Here is a 15,947-nt window from a genome sequence, read left to right on the forward strand (position 1 = left end):
CTCTGACCCCGAAGTATGGCTCATGACATTGGCGGCTTTTGTTCTGGTCGCCGTGGTCGTGTGGCTGCTGAAATGGTTCAGGGGCCGTTGATGATCGATGCCGGACTTCACCCTGCACGGCAACCACGACCCCTGCCCGGCCTGCGAGCTGCAGCGCGAGGCGTTGTTCGAGGCGTGTGGTGGACCGGTTCCGATCGAATTTGGCCAGATCCCCTGCAACAACTGCGGCGGCACCGGCATGGTCAAACTGACCCGCAGGCAGATCATTACCCGGGCGGTGGCAGAGGCTCGCGTCCACCATTGGCCAGCGTTCGAACGGAGGATCGCTGAGCGATGAGCCTCTACTTCGAAGCCCCATCCTACGCCGGCGGACGTCACCTTCTGAAGAGTGGCAGCGTCAACGTCGGCGCCGTCTTTCCACCCGCGCGCGGCGCACAATGGGAGTGGCGCCTGTTCCTGACCGAGCTCGGCCCGGCCGCCAGCGGCCATGCGCCATCAGAACAGGCCGCGAAGAACGCGCTGATCGGCCGCTTCAGGGACTTCCTGCGGGCAGCTGATCTGGAAACGACGCCATGAACCGCCGCGCTACCTTCACGGAGGCCGAGCTGAAGCGTGCGATCCGCGCGGCCGAGGCGGTTGGAAAGGTGGCGGTCCAGACCCGGTTCGGCATCGCGTTTGTCGAAGCGGACAAGGTGATGCAAAGTGATGGGGAAGAATCGGATGTCGACAAGTGGTTCCAACAAGATGGCCAGCGTCCCCATTAAGGGCATTCACCGGGTCAAGAGAAAGCTGGCAGACGGCACGGTGAGGGAATACCACTACGCCTCACGCGGGCGGGGCTCCGTCCCCTTCTGGAACGACGGCATGGCCTTCGGCATCGGATCGCCTGAATATCTGGCCGCCCTGTCATCCGCGCGGCCGGTGGCAGAGAAGGCCCGCGGCCTCTTTCGCGAGATCACCATCGCCTTCCTGGCATCGCAGGACTTCACCCGGCTCAGCGCCCGATCGCAGTCCGATATCAGGGGCTCCATCTTCCATCCGAAGTCCGGCATCGACAAGAAGTTCGGAGGCGGGCCACGCGCGATCTTCGACGATCCGCGCATCCGTGGCGTCGTCCTGAAGTGGCGCGATGAGATCGGCGGCAAGGTGGGCGACGATCGCATGCGCCACCTGCAGAGAATCGTCGGTTGGGCGGTCGATCGCAGCATGCTGCGGCAGAACAACCTTACCCGCCTGCGCGGTATTTATAGATCGAACCGTTCCAACGTCCTCTGGACCGACGATGAGATCGACACGTTCATCAAGGGCGCCCCTGAACATATCGGCCGCATCCTGATCGCTGCGACGGAAACCGGCCTGCGCCCCGGCGATCTCGCGCAGCTCGGCCGATCGCACATCCACCCAACGCCGGGCGGACAGCGCATCGTGATCTGGACTGCGAAGCGGAAGCGGCTCGCCTCGATCCCCGTGACCAAGCGCATGGCCGAACTGATCGAGGCGACCCCCGCCAACCAGGACAGGTTCATCGTCAATCGCTCAGGCCAGCCCTACCAGCACGAAAACTACCTCGGCGACGCCGTCAGCACATGGCGCGACAAGCTGCATATCCGACCGGAACTGCGCCTCTATGACGCCAGAGGCACCGCCGCGACACGCCTCCTGATGGCCGATGCGACGATGAAGGAAATTGCGACTGTCATGGGATGGAGTCTGAAGCACGCCGCCGAAGTGATCGAGCGATATGCCGCATTGTCACCGGAAATGTCGGATAGCGTTGCGGTCAAACTGGCGACCGCCAAGGGGAAAGCGTGAACGAATCTGTAAAATGAAGTGTAAAACGGGCCTGACAATTTGCCGCTAAGTGCTGGTCGGGGCGAGAAGATTCGAACTTCCGACCTACGGTACCCAAAACCGTCGCGCTACCAGGCTGCGCTACGCCCCGACATGTCGTCTCTAACGGCTCCCGCGCGGAAGGAAAAGGGGCAAGGTCAGGAGCACGGCCAAAGGGCGACGGTTTGGTTCAAAGCCGGGTGGCGCAACTCGGCACCTTCCTCAAGTCCCAGCCGCGCGGCGAGCCCGCCTTTTATCTCCAAGACCATAAGCGTGTCATCTGGTCCGGGAATGCCGGTCAAGTCGCCAGGCACGGCATTCGCATGGACACCATTCACCCGCCCGTCCGGGCCGATAAAGATCATATCCAACGGAATGAGGGTATTCTTCATCCAGAAGGCGACCTTCTGCGGCTTTTCGTAAACAAAAAGCATCCCAGCACCGATTGGGAGGCTTTCGCGAAACATTAGCCCGCGGGCACGTTCGGCGTCGTCGTCAGCAATCTCTACTGCGAATCGGACACCTCCCCCGTCCCAGCGGAATTCAGCCGCAGTTTCAGAGCACCCGGCCGAAACGGACGTTCCGCCTGATATGGCCAGAAAAACGGCAGCGGCTGTACGGATCACTTGTGAACCCGCAACGCAGCGTCCCACGACACAACCTGAGCAGCCATTCGCCCGCGTTTTCCATCCATCACGCGAAGGCACACCGCCTCTCCGGGTTGCAGATCGGCAAAACCCGACCGGCGAAGCACTTCGATGTGGATGAACACGTCTTCTGGCCTGCCATAGACATTGGCAAACCCAAAACCTTTTGTTTTGTCGAACCATTTCACGCGTGCCGGTTCGAGCGGCAGTCCCGCGATGACCTCGGCATCCGCCTCACCAAGGTCCTGTATGGGCGGCGCGCCTTCATCTTCGGGCGGCAGAATCTCACGGACTTCGATGGCCTGAGCGCCCCGGGCCGTCTTTTGAACCATCACCGTTATGCGCGCGTTGTCGGCGACCGAACTCTGACCGAAGTTTCGAAGGACGTTGGCATGCAAAAGGATGTCACCACCGCTCTCGTCGGCAACGATGAATCCGAATCCCTTCGTGGGGTCGAACCATTTCACGCGGCCGGTGACCTCGTGCTGGTCCTGTTGTTCTTCTTGCATCGTCCGTTTCCCATTTCCGGCGCCCCCACAATGCAGTTCAGGGGGCGGCGGTTTCAAGCATGTCTTCGAACACTAGCACTCATAATCCGACAATTTGTCGGCAATTTCGCAACCATTAACAGATTATTAACAATCCATTCACCAATCATTCCCATCAAGGATTCAATCGCGTCACGACCCACCCGTCATTGAGCGTATTTCGACGCCACCGGAAACGATCGTGTAGGCGAAACGCTCCATCGGCCCAGAATTCGATCTCCAACGGCTTTAGCCTGATACCACCCCAGAATGGCGGACGTTCAGGCGACATGCCCTTTGACGCGGTTACTCGTGCTACCTCGGCCAACAACGCGCCACGAGAGGTAAGCGGTTCCGACTGATGTGACGCCCAGGCGCCCAGCCGACTCTGCAATGACCGCGAGGCGAAATACTCATCCGCCTGCGGCCCCTCTTCGCGACCGGTTACACCCCTTACACGGATCTGCCGACGCAGCGACTTCCAGTGCATCACGAAAGCCGCCTTGCCGGTAGTGGCGATTTCTCGCCCCTTGGCCGAACCATAGTTTGTGTAAAAGAGAAACGCGTCGGCCTCAATCTCTTTCAGCAACACCATTCGCGCATTCGGCAAACCGTCCTCATCGACGGTTGCGAGTGCTATGGCATTGGGATCGTTGGGTTCGACGGGCACCGCCTCGGCGAGCCAGTCGCGCGCAATGGCAAAGGGATCGGTTCCCGCAAAGATACCCGTCCTGTCCCCCATTTCATCTCCTGTCCACTCATTCGCCCTGTGATTGCGAGTCGGCATCACCACTCGCGCATCAGACGGGCGCGCTGCCCTTGATGCGCGTCCGAAGTTAGCCTAATGGTTCCGCAATCAGTAAGAAAGTGGCACGGGGACGGAAATGGCGACCGAATTGATGGCCGGGAAACGCGGCCTGATTATGGGTTTGGCAAACGACAAGTCGATTGCCTGGGGAATTGCCAAGGCCTGTGCAGAACACGGCGCCGAGCTGGCGTTTTCCTATCAGGGCGAAGCGTTGAAGAAGCGGGTGGAGCCGCTGGCCGCACAGATTGGTGCGACCGAGCTGGTCGAATGCGATGTGTCGGATTCGGCATCCCTCGACGCGCTTTTCGCGCATCTGCAAAAAGTCTGGGGCAAACTGGATTTCGTCGTCCACGCGATCGGCTTTTCCGACAAGAACGAACTTCGGGGCCGTTATGTCGACACCGGGATCGAGAACTTCCGCATGACGATGGATATTTCGGTCTATTCCTTTACCGCCGTCTGTCAGCGAGCGGCGGCGATGATGCCAGATGGCGGCAGCCTTCTCACGCTCACCTATTACGGGGCGGAACGGGTGATGCCGCATTATAATGTGATGGGTGTCGCGAAGGCCGCGCTCGAAGCTTCCGTCCGCTACATCGCCGAAGACCTCGGCAAGGACGGTATCCGCTGCAACGCGATCTCGGCCGGACCGATCAAGACGCTGGCGGCAAGCGGCATCGGCGATTTCCGCTATATCCTGAAGTGGAACGAGCTGAACTCGCCGCTGCGCCGAAACGTCAATCAGGACGACGTCGGCAAATCGGCGCTTTACCTCCTGTCCGATCTCGGTTCCGGCGTTACGGGCGAAACGCACCATGTCGATTGCGGCTATCATGTCGTGGGCATGAAGGCCGTGGATGCACCCGATATCGACGCGGTTACGGGGCGCAAGGAGTAACAACGTATGGTGGCGGACTGGCCCGAGGTAACACTGGCCTTCAACCTCGCCATTCTCGGCGCGCTCGCCAGCCCCGGCCCCGCCTTCATCGTTATGATCCGCGCCTCTGTCGCCGGCGGACGGCGGCAGGCGATGGCGACCGGCTTTGGGCTCGCGACGATGGCCGTGCTTTGGTCGCTGACCGCTATGGCCGGGATCAATATCCTGTTTCAGGCGGTTCCCGCCGCTTATCTGACAATCAAGATCGCCGGTGCAGCTTATCTGATCTGGCTGGCCCTTTCGCTCTGGCGGCACGCTGACCGGCCTATTGGCGTTGCCCCGCCACGCGGGCCAAAGGGCTTTGCGTTGGGATTTCTCACAAACCTTGCCAACCCCAAGGCCGTCGTCTTCATTGCCGCGATCTTCGCGACGATCCTGCCACAGGAAATACCCCATGCTATGCAAGCGCAGATACTTTTCAATCATTTCGCGCTTGAGATCATCTGGTACACCGTGATGGCGCTGATGCTGACAACTGCGCCTGCGCGCGCGGCCTATCTGAAGGCCAAGGCCCAGCTTGACCGCGTCGCGGCCGTCGTCCTGGGCGCACTCGCCGTCCGCGTGGCGACCTGACAGACAAGGAAAGGAAAAAGATGACAGACCGGCTGCCGCATGAAAAAGGGTTCCACGTCTCCTGGGACCAGATCCACCGCGATGCCCGTGCGCTCGCATGGCGGCTGGATGGCAAGGGGCCGGAAAACGGCGACTGGCGGGCCGTCGTCGCGATCACGCGCGGTGGCATGGCGCCCGCGATGATCGTCAGCCGCGAGTTGGACATCCGCGTCGTCGATACCGTCTCCGTCAAATCCTACAACCATCAGGACCAGAGCCAGCCGCGCCTTATCAAGGCACCGCAGACCGATATCATGGGCGATCAGGGTGAAGGCGTTCTGATTGTCGATGACCTCGTCGACACAGGAAAGACGCTTGAACTGGTGCGCAATCTTTATCCAAAGGCGCATTTCGCGACCGTCTATGCCAAGCCCGAAGGGCGCGGCATGGTCGACACCTATATCACCGAGGTCAGCCAGGACACCTGGATCTTCTTCCCCTGGGACATGGCGCTGCAATATGTCCAGCCCTATCGCGGGTCGGACTGACTGAATGGGTCCCGCGGGAGTATTTCCGAAAAGCTGAAGCCGCCACGCGGCCAAAGGAGTGTCCATGGTCCTGCCTCTGAACCCGGATATCCGCGCGACCTTCCTGCCGCCGGTGATGGAGGCTCGGCGCTGGCTGGAGGGCGTGACCTTCCCACCCGAACGACCGCTCATCAACGTCTCGCAGGCGGCCCCGATGGAAGCCCCACCCGAGGGTTTGAGGCAGGCATTGGCAGATGCCGCGCTGAACCAGCCCGAAGCGCATCTTTACGGCCCCGTTCTCGGCCTGCCGGAGTTGCGGGCCGAGGTCGCGGCGCAATGGTCCATTGCCTATGGCGGGGCGATTGCGCCCGCTGAGGTCGCGATCACTCAGGGCTGCAATCAGGCCTTCTGCACGGTGATCACGACCCTCGCGGCATCGGGGGATGAAGTTCTTCTGCCAACGCCATGGTATTTCAACCATAAAATGTGGCTCGATATGCAGGGCGTCGGTGCCGTTCCGTTACCAACCGGCCCGGGTCTCATCCCCGATCCGGACGAAGCGGCGGCGCTGATCACCCCTCGCACCCGCGCCATAGTCCTTGTGACCACTAACAATCCCGGTGGAGTGGAATACCCCGCCGAAACGGTCCGCGCCTTCTTTGAATTGGCCAAGGCGAAGGGCATCGCGTTGATCCTTGACGAGACCTACCGCGATTTCGATGCCCGGACCGGCGCACCGCATGATCTTTTCGCTGACCCCGACTGGCGCGGCACGCTGATCCACCTCTATTCCTTTTCCAAGGCCTACCGCCTGACCGGCCACAGGGTCGGCGCCATCGTTGCCGATGCCGCGCGTCTGAGCGAGGCCGAGAAGTTCCTCGACTGCGTCGCAATCTGCCCCAGCCAGCTTGGACAGATCGGTGCGCTCTGGGGGATGCGGAACCTCACGCAATGGGTTGCGGGCGAACGGGACGAAATCCTCACCCGCCGCAGGGCGATGACCGAGGGGTTCGCGCAGCTTCCCGGCTGGAAACTTCTCGGCTGCGGCGCATTCTTCGCCTATGCGGAGCACCCCCATCCCCTGCCCTCGCCCGAACTGGCCAAAAGGCTGGTGCGCGAGGCGGGTATTCTGCTTTTGCCCGGCACGATGTTCCGCCCCGAGGGCGATGCACGCGGGGAACGTGAGGTCCGGATCGCGTTCGCAAATATCGGAGTTGACGACATCGCCCGGTTGATTGCCCGTTTCGCCGAGTGGCAGAGCTGACGCATACCCTTGCCCCGCCCCACGGGCTGGCCTAAACACCCCCAGAACAGGTCTTTCGGGAGGGAAGCGCCCATGTCGAGCCCGCTGCGCAGCAAGAAGCGCGGAAACACGATCATCTGGATCCTCATGGGGATGCTGATCCTCGGCCTCGGCGGCTTCGGGGCCACGAATTTCGGCGGTTCGGTCCGTTCCATCGGTTCGGTCGGAGATCGGGACATCGACCTGCGTGATTACGCCCGCGCGCTGCAAAGCGAGATCCGCGCTCTGTCAGGGCAGATCGGCCAGCCGCTCAGCTTTGAACAGGCCCAGTCACTCGGGATCGACCGGGATGTGCAGGCCCGCATCATCGGCTCGGTCGCGCTGGAAAACGAAGCAGACAAGATCGGCATTTCTGTCGGTGACTCTACCGTCCGTGACCGGGTGCTGGCGGTCGAGGCCTTCAAGGGCCTGAGCGGTGAGTTCGACCGTGACACCTATGCGCTGGCCCTGCGTCAGGAAGGACTGAGCGAGGCCGAGTTTGAAACCAAGCTGCGCGATGAAGCCGCACGGACTCTGTTGCAGAGCGCCGTTCTCGGCGCCGCGACAGCCCCCGGCAGCTATGTCGAAAGCATCGCAAGCTGGTTGACCGAAACGCGCAGCTTCTCGCTGGCGGAACTGACCGCGTCGGATCTGTCCGAACCGGTACCCGCCCCGACCGACGATGAGATGAAGGCCTATTACGACGCCCATCCCGAAGATTTCACCAAACCGGAAGCGCGCCGCATCAGCTATGTCTGGCTTTCGCCCGAAATGCTGGCTGACAAGGTGGAACTGGACGAAGAGGCGCTGAAGGCCGCCTATCAGGACCGCATCGACGAATATTTCACGCCGGAATTGCGGCTGGTGGAACGCCTCGTCTATCCGGATGAGGAAACCGCCACCGCCGCCAAGGCGCGTCTCGATTCCGGTGAGGTGACATTCGAGGGCCTTGCCGCCGAGCGTGGGCTGACACTCGCCGATATTGATCTCGGCGAAGTCGCTGAAGCCGATCTCGGCGCGGCCGGCGCGGCGATTTTCGCGCTGGATACGCCCGGCGTTGTCGGCCCGTTCGCCTCCGATCTCGGGCCGGCACTTTTCGCGATGAACGGCATCCTGGAAGCCAAGGAAGTCCCGTTCGAGGATGCCCGCGAGGATCTTGCTGCCGAAGCCTCGGTCGACCGCGCCCGTCGACTTGTCGCCGATCAGAGCGACGGGATTGAGGACTTGCTGGCCTCTGGCGCGACGTTGGAGGAAGTGGCTGCGGAAACCGGCATGGAACTGGGTCAGATCGAATTCAGCGAGGGCACCGACGAGGGCATCGCCGCCTACCCCGCTTTCCGCGAAGAGGCAGCAGCCGCCACGGCTGAGGCCTTCCCGACACTCGTCGCGCTTGACGATGGCGGTATCTTCGCCCTGCGCCTTGACGGGATCGACCCGCCCACGCTTCGCCCGCTCGACGAGGTGCGCGAGGGCGTAATTGCAGGCTGGACCCGGCAGGAAACCCATACAAGGCTTCTGGCCCGGGCTGAGGAATTGAAAACTGCGGTAGAGGGCGGCGCAGCACTGGAAGCGACCGGCGCCATCGTCACGCGGTTCGGCGATTTCGCCCGCGACGGTTATATCGCCGACACGCCTGCAGATGTCGTCACGACCGTCTTCAAGTTGAAGGAAGGTGGCGTTGCGGTAATCGACAGCAGCAGCCGCGTTTTTGTCAGCGCTCTGACCGGCATCCATGCTGCCGACCCGAACGGAGACGACATGACCCGCGCCCGGCAGGCCCTGACCGCTCAGGCCGGTCAGGCCGTAGCCCAGGACATGTTCGAACTCTTCACCCATGCGATCGAGGCCGAGGCGGGCATCCGGCTCGATCCGGCGGCCATCAACGCCGTTCACGCGCAGCTGAACTGAGGACGACCCCGTGGCGCTCACTCCTTCCTACGAGGCTTTTGAGGCGGGCTGGGCCCGGGGAGAAAACCAACTGGTCTACACGCGGCTCGCCGCCGATCTCGATACGCCGGTGTCGCTGATGCTGAAGCTGGCCGAAGCGCAGCCGATGAGCTTCATGCTGGAATCGGTCACCGGCGGCGAAGTCCGTGGGCGCTATTCCGTGGTCGGGCTGAAGCCTGACGTGATCTGGGATTGCCGGGGGAGCGAAAGCCGCGTCAATCGTCAGGCACGGTTCGACGCGGATGCGTTCGAACCGCTTGAGGGCCATCCGCTGGAGACGCTCCGCGCGTTGATCGCCGAAAGCCGGATCGAAATGCCCGAGGGCATTCCGGCCATCGCCGCCGGGCTTTTCGGGTATCTCGGCTACGACATGATCCGTCTGGTGGAGCATCTGCCGAACGTGAACCCCGACCCGATCGGTGTGCCGGACGCTGTGCTGATGCGCCCGACGATCATCGCGGTGCTGGATGCCGTGAAAAGCGAAGTTACGCTCTGTTCGCCGGTCTGGGTCAGTTCGGGCCTCTCGGCGCGGGCTGCCTATGCGCAGGCCGCCGAACGGGTGATGGATGCGGTCCGCGATCTGGAACGCGCGCCTGCGGGCGAAACCCGCTCACTCGGCGACAGCGCGCATCTGGGCGAGATGAAGTCGAACTTCACGCCCGAGGGCTACCGCGCCGCCGTGGAAAAGGCGAAAGAATACATCCGCGCCGGCGATATCTTTCAGGTCGTGCCCTCACAGCGCTGGACCGCTGATTTCACCCTGCCGCCCTTCGCGCTCTACCGCTCGATCCGGCGCACCAACCCCTCGCCTTTCCTGACCTTCTTCAATTTCGGCGGCTTCCATATCGTCGGCTGTTCGCCCGAAATTCTGGTGCGGGTCCGCGATGGCGAGGTGACGATCCGGCCCATAGCCGGAACACGTCCGCGCGGGCGCACACCGGAAGAGGATCGCGCACATGAGGCCGACCTCATGGCCGACAAGAAGGAACTGGCAGAACATCTGATGCTGCTTGACCTCGGCCGCAACGATGTGGGGCGGGTCGCGAAGGTCGGCACGGTTCATCCGACCGAGCAATTCATCATCGAGCGCTACAGCCACGTCATGCATATCGTGTCGAACGTGGTGGGCGAACTCAGCGCCGACCATGACGCGCTTTCAGCCCTGCTTGCGGGCCTGCCCGCTGGCACGGTTTCCGGTGCGCCGAAGGTCCGCGCGATGGAGATCATTGACGAGCTGGAGCCGGAAAAGCGTGGCATCTATGGCGGCGGCGTCGGCTATTTTGCGGCAAATGGCGAGATGGACATGTGCATCGCGCTTCGTACTGCCGTGGTGAAGGACGAAAAGCTCTACATTCAGGCCGGTGGCGGTGTCGTCTATGACAGCGACCCCGAGGCCGAGTTTCAGGAGACGGTCAACAAGTCAAAGGCCCTGAAGGCAGCGGCTGAGGATGCCGGGCTTTTCGTCCGCCGTGGCAACTCCTGACGCCGAAAGGCGGCCCGGCTATTGCCGGGCCAGCATTACCGCCGAGGCCGGTGCTATCACCGTTCCTTTGGCCCCTGCGGCAGCCCAGTCCTTCAACGCCTGAACCGTCGCCGGCGCGGTCGTTCCCGCAACCAGTATCTCACCCTGACGCGCCGCCTCGAAAGCGACCCGGTCCAGATACCGGGCGATGGCGGCTGCGTTTTCTCCACCCGCATCAAGCTCCCGGTAGACAGAGGCATGAGGAAGCCCGTCCCGGAACGCCGCCTGCTGCGCCGGGTTGAGACCACGATCATAAGTCACGAGCCCACGTCCGTCAGCCGAAAGCAAGGCAACGAGATGCTGCGCCAGACGCCGGTCGCTCTGGAACGCGGCATCAGGCCGCCCGATCAGGGACACTGTCTCGGGCAGCGCCTGAACGAAAGCCTGATAGCTAACCTCCATATCCGAAGCCTTGGCGCCCGAGGGCAGGTCAGCAGCAAGGATCGCGATTTCAAGCCCGGCGGCACGATAGGCGGCGGCCCGATCGCCAGCGTCGGGTCGGGTCGGGTCAATCGCGACCGTCACAGGAAGACCGAGTCCGGCCATCGCCGCAGCATCAAGCCCACCATCCTGCGCGCCCCGGTCGATCAGCACCACGCCGATGATCGGGAGAGAATCCGGATTGTCGAACGGCGCGGCGTAGCGTTCGACCGCTGGCATATCCTCTGTCGAAGGAAGCGCGACAACGTCCGCGACGGGTTCATCGGCGGCAGGTTCCGTTGTATCGCCAATGCTCGGCAAACGGTTGATCTTAACACCGGGCACAGCCTGCGAAAAACCGGGCTGCGGTGCGGTCGTATTGACGAGCGGCTGCGATTCTACTGTCAGGATCACGGGTCCGTCTGATGCCGACTCGTCCGCGACATCCGGCTCTGGCACCGGCTCGGCAACCGGTTCCGTCGCTTGCGGCTCCGGCGCGGCGGCGATGATGATTTTTTCCTCGGTGTCCTGAACAGATTCACCCTCAAGCGTGGGCGTATCTGGTGCAACAGGCACGGTCGTCGGCGCGGGATCTGCAATCTCGGGCATCTCGGCAACAGCAGGCAGCTCCTGCGCTGCAACCGACGTCGCGGAGTTCTCCGCAACAGCATCAGGGACCGTTGCCGGCGCCGCTTCCGGCAAGCCTTCGTCGGCAACGGCTACGCCGCCGTCCAGAACCGGCGTATCAGGCGTCACCTGTGCGGCTTCGGAAACCTCCGGGGCGGCATCCGCCACGGACGGTTCTGCAGCAGATTCCGCAGGCAACTGAAGGTCCTGCACCTCGGGCGCCGCTTCGGCTTCCACAATAACCGGTTGCTCGACCTCGGCAGTCGCAGTCTCTGGTTCGGTTGCCGCAACCGATTCCGGTTCGGGTTCAGGCACAACCTCGGTCGGAGCGGCCTCGGCCGCATCCTCTTCGGCTTCCGCCTCGACCACCGGCTCGGCGGCGGGTTCGGACTGAACCTCAGCGGACACTTCCGTTTCCGGCGCGTTGCCGCCTCCGGTAGCCTCGGTCGCAATCTCTCGGGCCGCATCAATCGGCGGCGCCATAAGCGACGCAATCGCCAATGCCGATCCGCTGATCAGAAACCCGACCAGCATTCCATTTACCAGACCTTTGCCCACGCCTGCCTCCGACGTTCTATTCCTGCGGTCGGGGGTGCATCTTGCCTTGACCCCGCCGCGCTGCTCTGACCATGTATAGCCCGTCACGCGGGCGCGATCACCCCCTGATTGCGTCTGCAATCCGCGAAGGTCCGCCGATGCTGCTACTGATCGATAATTACGACAGCTTTACGTACAACCTCGTTCATTATCTGGGCGAGCTGGGTGCCGATGTTGCCGTCCACCGCAATGACGCGCTGAACGTGCAGGAGGCGATGGCGCTGAAGCCTTCGGCCATCGTGCTGTCGCCCGGACCCTGCACGCCGGATCAGGCGGGCATCTGCCTCGCGCTGACAGAAGCAGCAGCCGAGACCAGGACGCCGCTTCTGGGTGTCTGTCTGGGACACCAGACCATTGGGCAGGCCTTCGGCGGAAAGGTTATCCGCTGCCATGAAATCGTGCATGGCAAGATGGGTACGATGCACCATGAGGGCAAAGGCGTCTTCGCCGGATTGCCCTCGCCTTTTGAGGCAACACGCTACCACTCGCTGGTGGTCGAGCGTGAAAGCCTTCCCGATTGCCTTGAGGTTACGGCATGGCTTGAGGATGGCACGATTATGGGGCTGCGTCACAAAACCCTGCCCATCGAAGGCGTGCAGTTCCATCCCGAATCGATTGCCTCCGAACACGGGCACCGGATGTTGCAGACCTTCCTTGAAGATGCGGGTGTGCCGCTGACGGTTCCGGCATGAGCGCCGATATTCGCCCGCTGATCGGCCTGGCAGCCGACCGCCCGCTGACGCGAGACGAGGCTGAGACAGCGTTTGAGGCCCTCTTTGAGGGGGCCGCTACACCCTCGCAGATGGGCGGGCTGCTGATGGCACTGCGGACCCGCGGCGAGACGGTCGAGGAGATCGCCGCCGCCGCCCGCGTGATGCGCGCCAAGTGCCACAAGGTCCGCGCGCCGGAAGGGGCGATGGATATCGTCGGCACTGGCGGCGACGGCAAGGGGACTCTGAACATCTCGACCGCGACGGCCTTTGTCGTCGCGGGCGCGGGCGTGACCGTGGCCAAGCATGGCAATCGTAACCTGTCTTCCAAATCGGGGGCGGCGGATGCGCTGACGCAGATGGGCGTCAACGTGATGATCGAGGCGGAAGCGGTTGAAAAAGTTCTGGTGACCTGCGGCATCGCCTTCATGATGGCGCCGATGCATCACCCGGCGATCCGCCATGTCATGCCGACGCGCGCGGAACTGGGGACACGGACCGTCTTCAACCTGCTCGGCCCTCTGACCAACCCGGCAGGCGTGAAGCGACAACTGACCGGAGCCTTTTCGCGTCAGTGGATCCGGCCGATGGCCGAAACCTTGCAGGCACTTGGATCCGACCGCGCCTGGCTGGTCCATGGCGCGGACGGTACCGATGAATTGTCGATCGCGGGCGTAAGCTGGGTCGCGGCCCTGGAAGATGGCGCGGTCAGGGAGTTCGAGTTGCACCCCGAAGAGGCGGGCCTGCCCGTCCACCCCTTCGAAGCAATCATGGGCGGCAGCCCGGAGGAGAACGCGACCGCTTTCCGCGCGCTGCTGGCCGGCGAACAGGGCGCTTATCGCGATGCCGTCCTGCTGAACGCCGCTGCCGCGCTGGTTGTGGCGGGCAAGGCAGGAACTTTGACCGAAGGCGCGGCGATGGCAGCCGAGAGCATCGACTCCGGCGCGGCGAAAGCAAAGATCGATGCGCTGGCGGCGGCGTCGCAGGCGGCATGATCCCGCAGGCTTGGGCGCATCTGCCCTTTTTCTCACAGGACTGGCCCCGGATCGAGGCGGCACTGGCGGCCGATGACCGGGTAATCCTGCCCCCCGCGCCGCAACGTTTCGCAGCTTTGGACCTGACGCAGCCTGACCGGGTGCGGGTGGTAATACTCGGGCAAGACCCCTATCCGACACCGGGCCATGCCCATGGGCTCGCCTTTTCCGTCGAACCGGACGTCCGCCCCCTGCCCCGCTCTCTTTCCAATATCTACAAAGAGTTGAAGGCAGACGTTGATATCACGCGCCCCAATGGCGATCTGCGCGGTTGGGTGCAGCAGGGGGTACTTTTGCTTAACACGGCATTGTCCGTTCCGGCAGGCGAGGCGGGCGGGCATGCGAAGCTTGGCTGGCAGCGGCTGGCCGAGCAAGTGCTGGCGGAGGTATCCGCCCGGCACTGCGCCTTCATCCTCTGGGGTGGGCATGCGCAGAAACTGAACGCCCATATCCGACCCGGTGACCATCTGGTCATCGAAACCGCCCATCCCTCACCGCTTTCGGCGCGTCGGGGCTTTTTCGGCTCGCGTCCCTTCAGCCGGGTTAATGACTGGCTGGCGGCACGGGAAGAGGCGCCGGTGGATTGGGGCCGTTAGGCCAGAGCGGAGGTTTCCCACCCCCGCGCCCCCGGGGGGTGTTTTCACAATGAAGAAGCAGGGGCTTTTCGGGGCATTCACGGGCGGGTAAGAGGAAGCATGGATATTCTCGACAAGATCAAGGCCTACAAGCTGGAGGAAGTGGCGGCGGCGAAAGCCCGGCTTTCGCTGGCGGAGGTCGACGCGGCAGCGCGGGCGGCAGATGCGCCGCGTGGCTTCGCAGCGGCTTTACGGCGGGCCTCGGCGACCGGATACGGGCTGATTGCCGAGATCAAGAAGGCAAGCCCGTCGAAGGGCCTCATTCGCGCCGATTTCGACCCGCCTGCATTGGCCCGCGCCTATGAGGCGGGCGGGGCGACCTGCCTGTCGGTCCTGACCGATACGCCCTCGTTCCAAGGCGCGCCGGAGTTCCTGACCTTGGCCCGCGCGGCCGTATCTCTGCCCGCTTTGCGCAAGGATTTCATGTATGACACCTATCAGGTCGCCGAAGCGCGGGCCTGGGGGGCGGACTGCATCCTGATCATCATGGCCTCAGTCTCGGACGCGCAAGCGGCGGAACTGGAGGATGCGGCTTTTGGCTGGGGCATGGATGTGCTTCTGGAGGTTCATGACAGGGCGGAACTGGACCGGGCGCTGCGCCTGAAATCCCCATTGGTCGGAATAAACAACCGCAATCTCAAGACCTTCGACGTCACACTCGATACAACACGGGCACTCGCACCGCTGATCCCGTCCGATCGGATGGTTGTCTGCGAAAGCGGGCTCTTTACCCCAGCCGATCTGGCCGAGATGGCGGCGGTCGGGGCGCGCATCTTCCTGATCGGCGAAAGCCTGATGCGGCAGGCCGACGTGGCTGCGGCAACACGGGCGATCCTTGCCGACCCGATGGGGGTCTGACCATCGTGCTTACGCATTTCGACAAGGACGGGCAGGCCCATATGGTCGATGTCTCGGACAAGGCGGTAACCGACCGGGTGGCCGTCGCCGAGGCCTTCGTGCGGATGAAGCCCGAAACATTGGCGCTGGTTGTCGCGGGGACCGCGAAGAAAGGCGACGTTCTGGGCGTGGCGCGGCTGGCGGGCATCATGGCGGCGAAGAAATGCGCCGATCTGATCCCGCTCTGTCATCCCTTGCCGATCACCAAAGTGTCGCTGGATCTGACAACTGACGACGGACTGCCAGGGGTGCGGATCGCGGCCACGGTCAAGACCACCGGTCAGACCGGGGTGGAGATGGAGGCGCTGACGGCAGCATCAGTCGCAGCCCTCACGGTCTACGACATGCTGAAGGCTGCCGAAAAATCGATGGAGATCGGCGGGCTGCGTGTGGTTCTGAAAGATGGTGGAAAGTCGGGATGTTACGAGGCGTCCTGAACGCGGGAGAC

Annotated in this window: 19 protein-coding genes and 1 tRNA gene; 15 read left to right on the top strand and 5 right to left on the bottom strand. The window is 63.0% G+C overall.

Annotated features, from left to right (window positions below):
* Positions 1–97: 97 nt before the first annotated feature.
* Genes QKW60_RS05725 through QKW60_RS05740 form a run of 4 tightly spaced genes read left to right on the top strand, consistent with a single transcriptional unit; the run spans position 98 to position 1,812 of the window.
* The gene (locus tag QKW60_RS05725) at positions 98–337 is read left to right on the top strand and encodes a hypothetical protein (RefSeq protein WP_282367169.1); all 240 of its coding nucleotides are present in this window, start codon (positions 98–100) and stop codon (positions 335–337) included.
* Entirely contained in the window at positions 334–576 is a 243-nt protein-coding gene (locus QKW60_RS05730) for a hypothetical protein (RefSeq protein WP_282367170.1), read from the top strand. The genes QKW60_RS05725 and QKW60_RS05730 overlap by 4 nt, the downstream gene beginning before the upstream one ends.
* Entirely contained in the window at positions 573–764 is a 192-nt protein-coding gene (locus tag QKW60_RS05735; protein ID WP_282367171.1) for a hypothetical protein, read from the top strand. Before QKW60_RS05730 ends, QKW60_RS05735 begins: the two co-directional genes overlap by 4 nt.
* Positions 745–1,812, top strand: a complete 1,068-nt coding sequence (locus QKW60_RS05740) for a tyrosine-type recombinase/integrase (RefSeq protein ID WP_282367173.1) — start codon at positions 745–747, stop codon at positions 1,810–1,812. Before QKW60_RS05735 ends, QKW60_RS05740 begins: the two co-directional genes overlap by 20 nt.
* Before the next feature lie 53 nt (positions 1,813–1,865).
* Here QKW60_RS05740 and QKW60_RS05745 read toward each other — a convergent pair.
* The 4 genes from QKW60_RS05745 to pdxH all read right to left on the bottom strand — a co-directional run bounded on the left by QKW60_RS05745 (position 1,866) and on the right by pdxH (position 3,746).
* A tRNA-Pro gene (locus QKW60_RS05745) sits at positions 1,866–1,942 on the bottom strand.
* Positions 1,943–1,988: 46 nt separating this feature from the next.
* Positions 1,989–2,537: a DUF192 domain-containing protein gene (locus tag QKW60_RS05750; protein WP_419762648.1), complete on the bottom strand. Its 549-nt coding sequence runs from the start codon at positions 2,535–2,537 to the stop codon at positions 1,989–1,991.
* Positions 2,453–2,986, bottom strand: coding sequence for a cold-shock protein (locus tag QKW60_RS05755; RefSeq protein ID WP_282367175.1), 534 nt, complete (start codon positions 2,984–2,986; stop codon positions 2,453–2,455). The genes QKW60_RS05750 and QKW60_RS05755 overlap by 85 nt, the downstream gene beginning before the upstream one ends.
* Before the next feature lie 154 nt (positions 2,987–3,140).
* Positions 3,141–3,746, bottom strand: coding sequence for a pyridoxamine 5'-phosphate oxidase (pdxH, locus tag QKW60_RS05760; RefSeq protein WP_282367176.1), 606 nt, complete (start codon positions 3,744–3,746; stop codon positions 3,141–3,143).
* A 142-nt stretch (positions 3,747–3,888) separates the two neighbouring features.
* Here pdxH and fabI point away from each other — a divergent pair, with 142 nt between their 5' ends.
* The 6 genes from fabI to trpE all read left to right on the top strand — a co-directional run bounded on the left by fabI (position 3,889) and on the right by trpE (position 10,540).
* Complete coding sequence (gene fabI, locus QKW60_RS05765; protein WP_282367177.1) at positions 3,889–4,710, top strand: enoyl-ACP reductase FabI; 822 nt, start codon at positions 3,889–3,891, stop codon at positions 4,708–4,710.
* 6 nt (positions 4,711–4,716) lie between these two features.
* Complete coding sequence (locus QKW60_RS05770; protein ID WP_282367178.1) at positions 4,717–5,322, top strand: LysE family translocator; 606 nt, start codon at positions 4,717–4,719, stop codon at positions 5,320–5,322.
* A 20-nt stretch (positions 5,323–5,342) separates the two neighbouring features.
* Positions 5,343–5,849 (top strand): xanthine phosphoribosyltransferase, encoded by a 507-nt coding sequence (gene gpt / locus QKW60_RS05775; RefSeq protein WP_282367179.1) that lies wholly within the window; start codon positions 5,343–5,345, stop codon positions 5,847–5,849.
* Positions 5,850–5,913: 64 nt separating this feature from the next.
* Positions 5,914–7,092 (top strand): aminotransferase, encoded by a 1,179-nt coding sequence (locus tag QKW60_RS05780; protein ID WP_282367180.1) that lies wholly within the window; start codon positions 5,914–5,916, stop codon positions 7,090–7,092.
* A 72-nt stretch (positions 7,093–7,164) separates the two neighbouring features.
* Positions 7,165–9,018, top strand: a complete 1,854-nt coding sequence (locus tag QKW60_RS05785) for a peptidyl-prolyl cis-trans isomerase (RefSeq protein ID WP_282367181.1) — start codon at positions 7,165–7,167, stop codon at positions 9,016–9,018.
* Between the two features lie 10 nt (positions 9,019–9,028).
* Positions 9,029–10,540: an anthranilate synthase component I gene (trpE, locus tag QKW60_RS05790; protein WP_282367182.1), complete on the top strand. Its 1,512-nt coding sequence runs from the start codon at positions 9,029–9,031 to the stop codon at positions 10,538–10,540.
* 18 nt (positions 10,541–10,558) lie between these two features.
* Here the strand turns inward: trpE and QKW60_RS05795 are convergent, their stop codons facing one another.
* A complete protein-coding gene (locus tag QKW60_RS05795) occupies positions 10,559–12,184 on the bottom strand; it encodes a divergent polysaccharide deacetylase family protein (protein ID WP_282367183.1) in 1,626 nt (541 codons plus the stop codon).
* 137 nt (positions 12,185–12,321) lie between these two features.
* On the opposite strand from QKW60_RS05795, the gene QKW60_RS05800 reads away from it, so the two are divergent.
* The 5 genes from QKW60_RS05800 to moaC all read left to right on the top strand — a co-directional run bounded on the left by QKW60_RS05800 (position 12,322) and on the right by moaC (position 15,936).
* Entirely contained in the window at positions 12,322–12,915 is a 594-nt protein-coding gene (locus QKW60_RS05800) for an anthranilate synthase component II (protein WP_282367184.1), read from the top strand.
* Complete coding sequence (gene trpD / locus QKW60_RS05805) at positions 12,912–13,928, top strand: anthranilate phosphoribosyltransferase (RefSeq protein WP_282367185.1); 1,017 nt, start codon at positions 12,912–12,914, stop codon at positions 13,926–13,928. Before QKW60_RS05800 ends, trpD begins: the two co-directional genes overlap by 4 nt.
* Complete coding sequence (locus QKW60_RS05810; protein ID WP_282367187.1) at positions 13,925–14,563, top strand: uracil-DNA glycosylase; 639 nt, start codon at positions 13,925–13,927, stop codon at positions 14,561–14,563. Before trpD ends, QKW60_RS05810 begins: the two co-directional genes overlap by 4 nt.
* Before the next feature lie 99 nt (positions 14,564–14,662).
* Positions 14,663–15,460 carry an indole-3-glycerol phosphate synthase TrpC gene (gene trpC / locus QKW60_RS05815; protein WP_282367189.1) on the top strand — a complete coding sequence of 266 codons (798 nt, stop codon included), beginning with the start codon at positions 14,663–14,665 and terminating at the stop codon, positions 15,458–15,460.
* A 2-nt stretch (positions 15,461–15,462) separates the two neighbouring features.
* Positions 15,463–15,936, top strand: a complete 474-nt coding sequence (moaC, locus tag QKW60_RS05820; protein ID WP_282367765.1) for a cyclic pyranopterin monophosphate synthase MoaC — start codon at positions 15,463–15,465, stop codon at positions 15,934–15,936.
* Positions 15,937–15,947: the final 11 nt, after the last annotated feature.

The sequence above is a fragment of the Albidovulum aestuarii genome, from assembly GCF_029961185.1.
In the GTDB taxonomy this organism is placed as follows: Bacteria; Pseudomonadota; Alphaproteobacteria; order Rhodobacterales; family Rhodobacteraceae; genus Albidovulum; species Albidovulum aestuarii.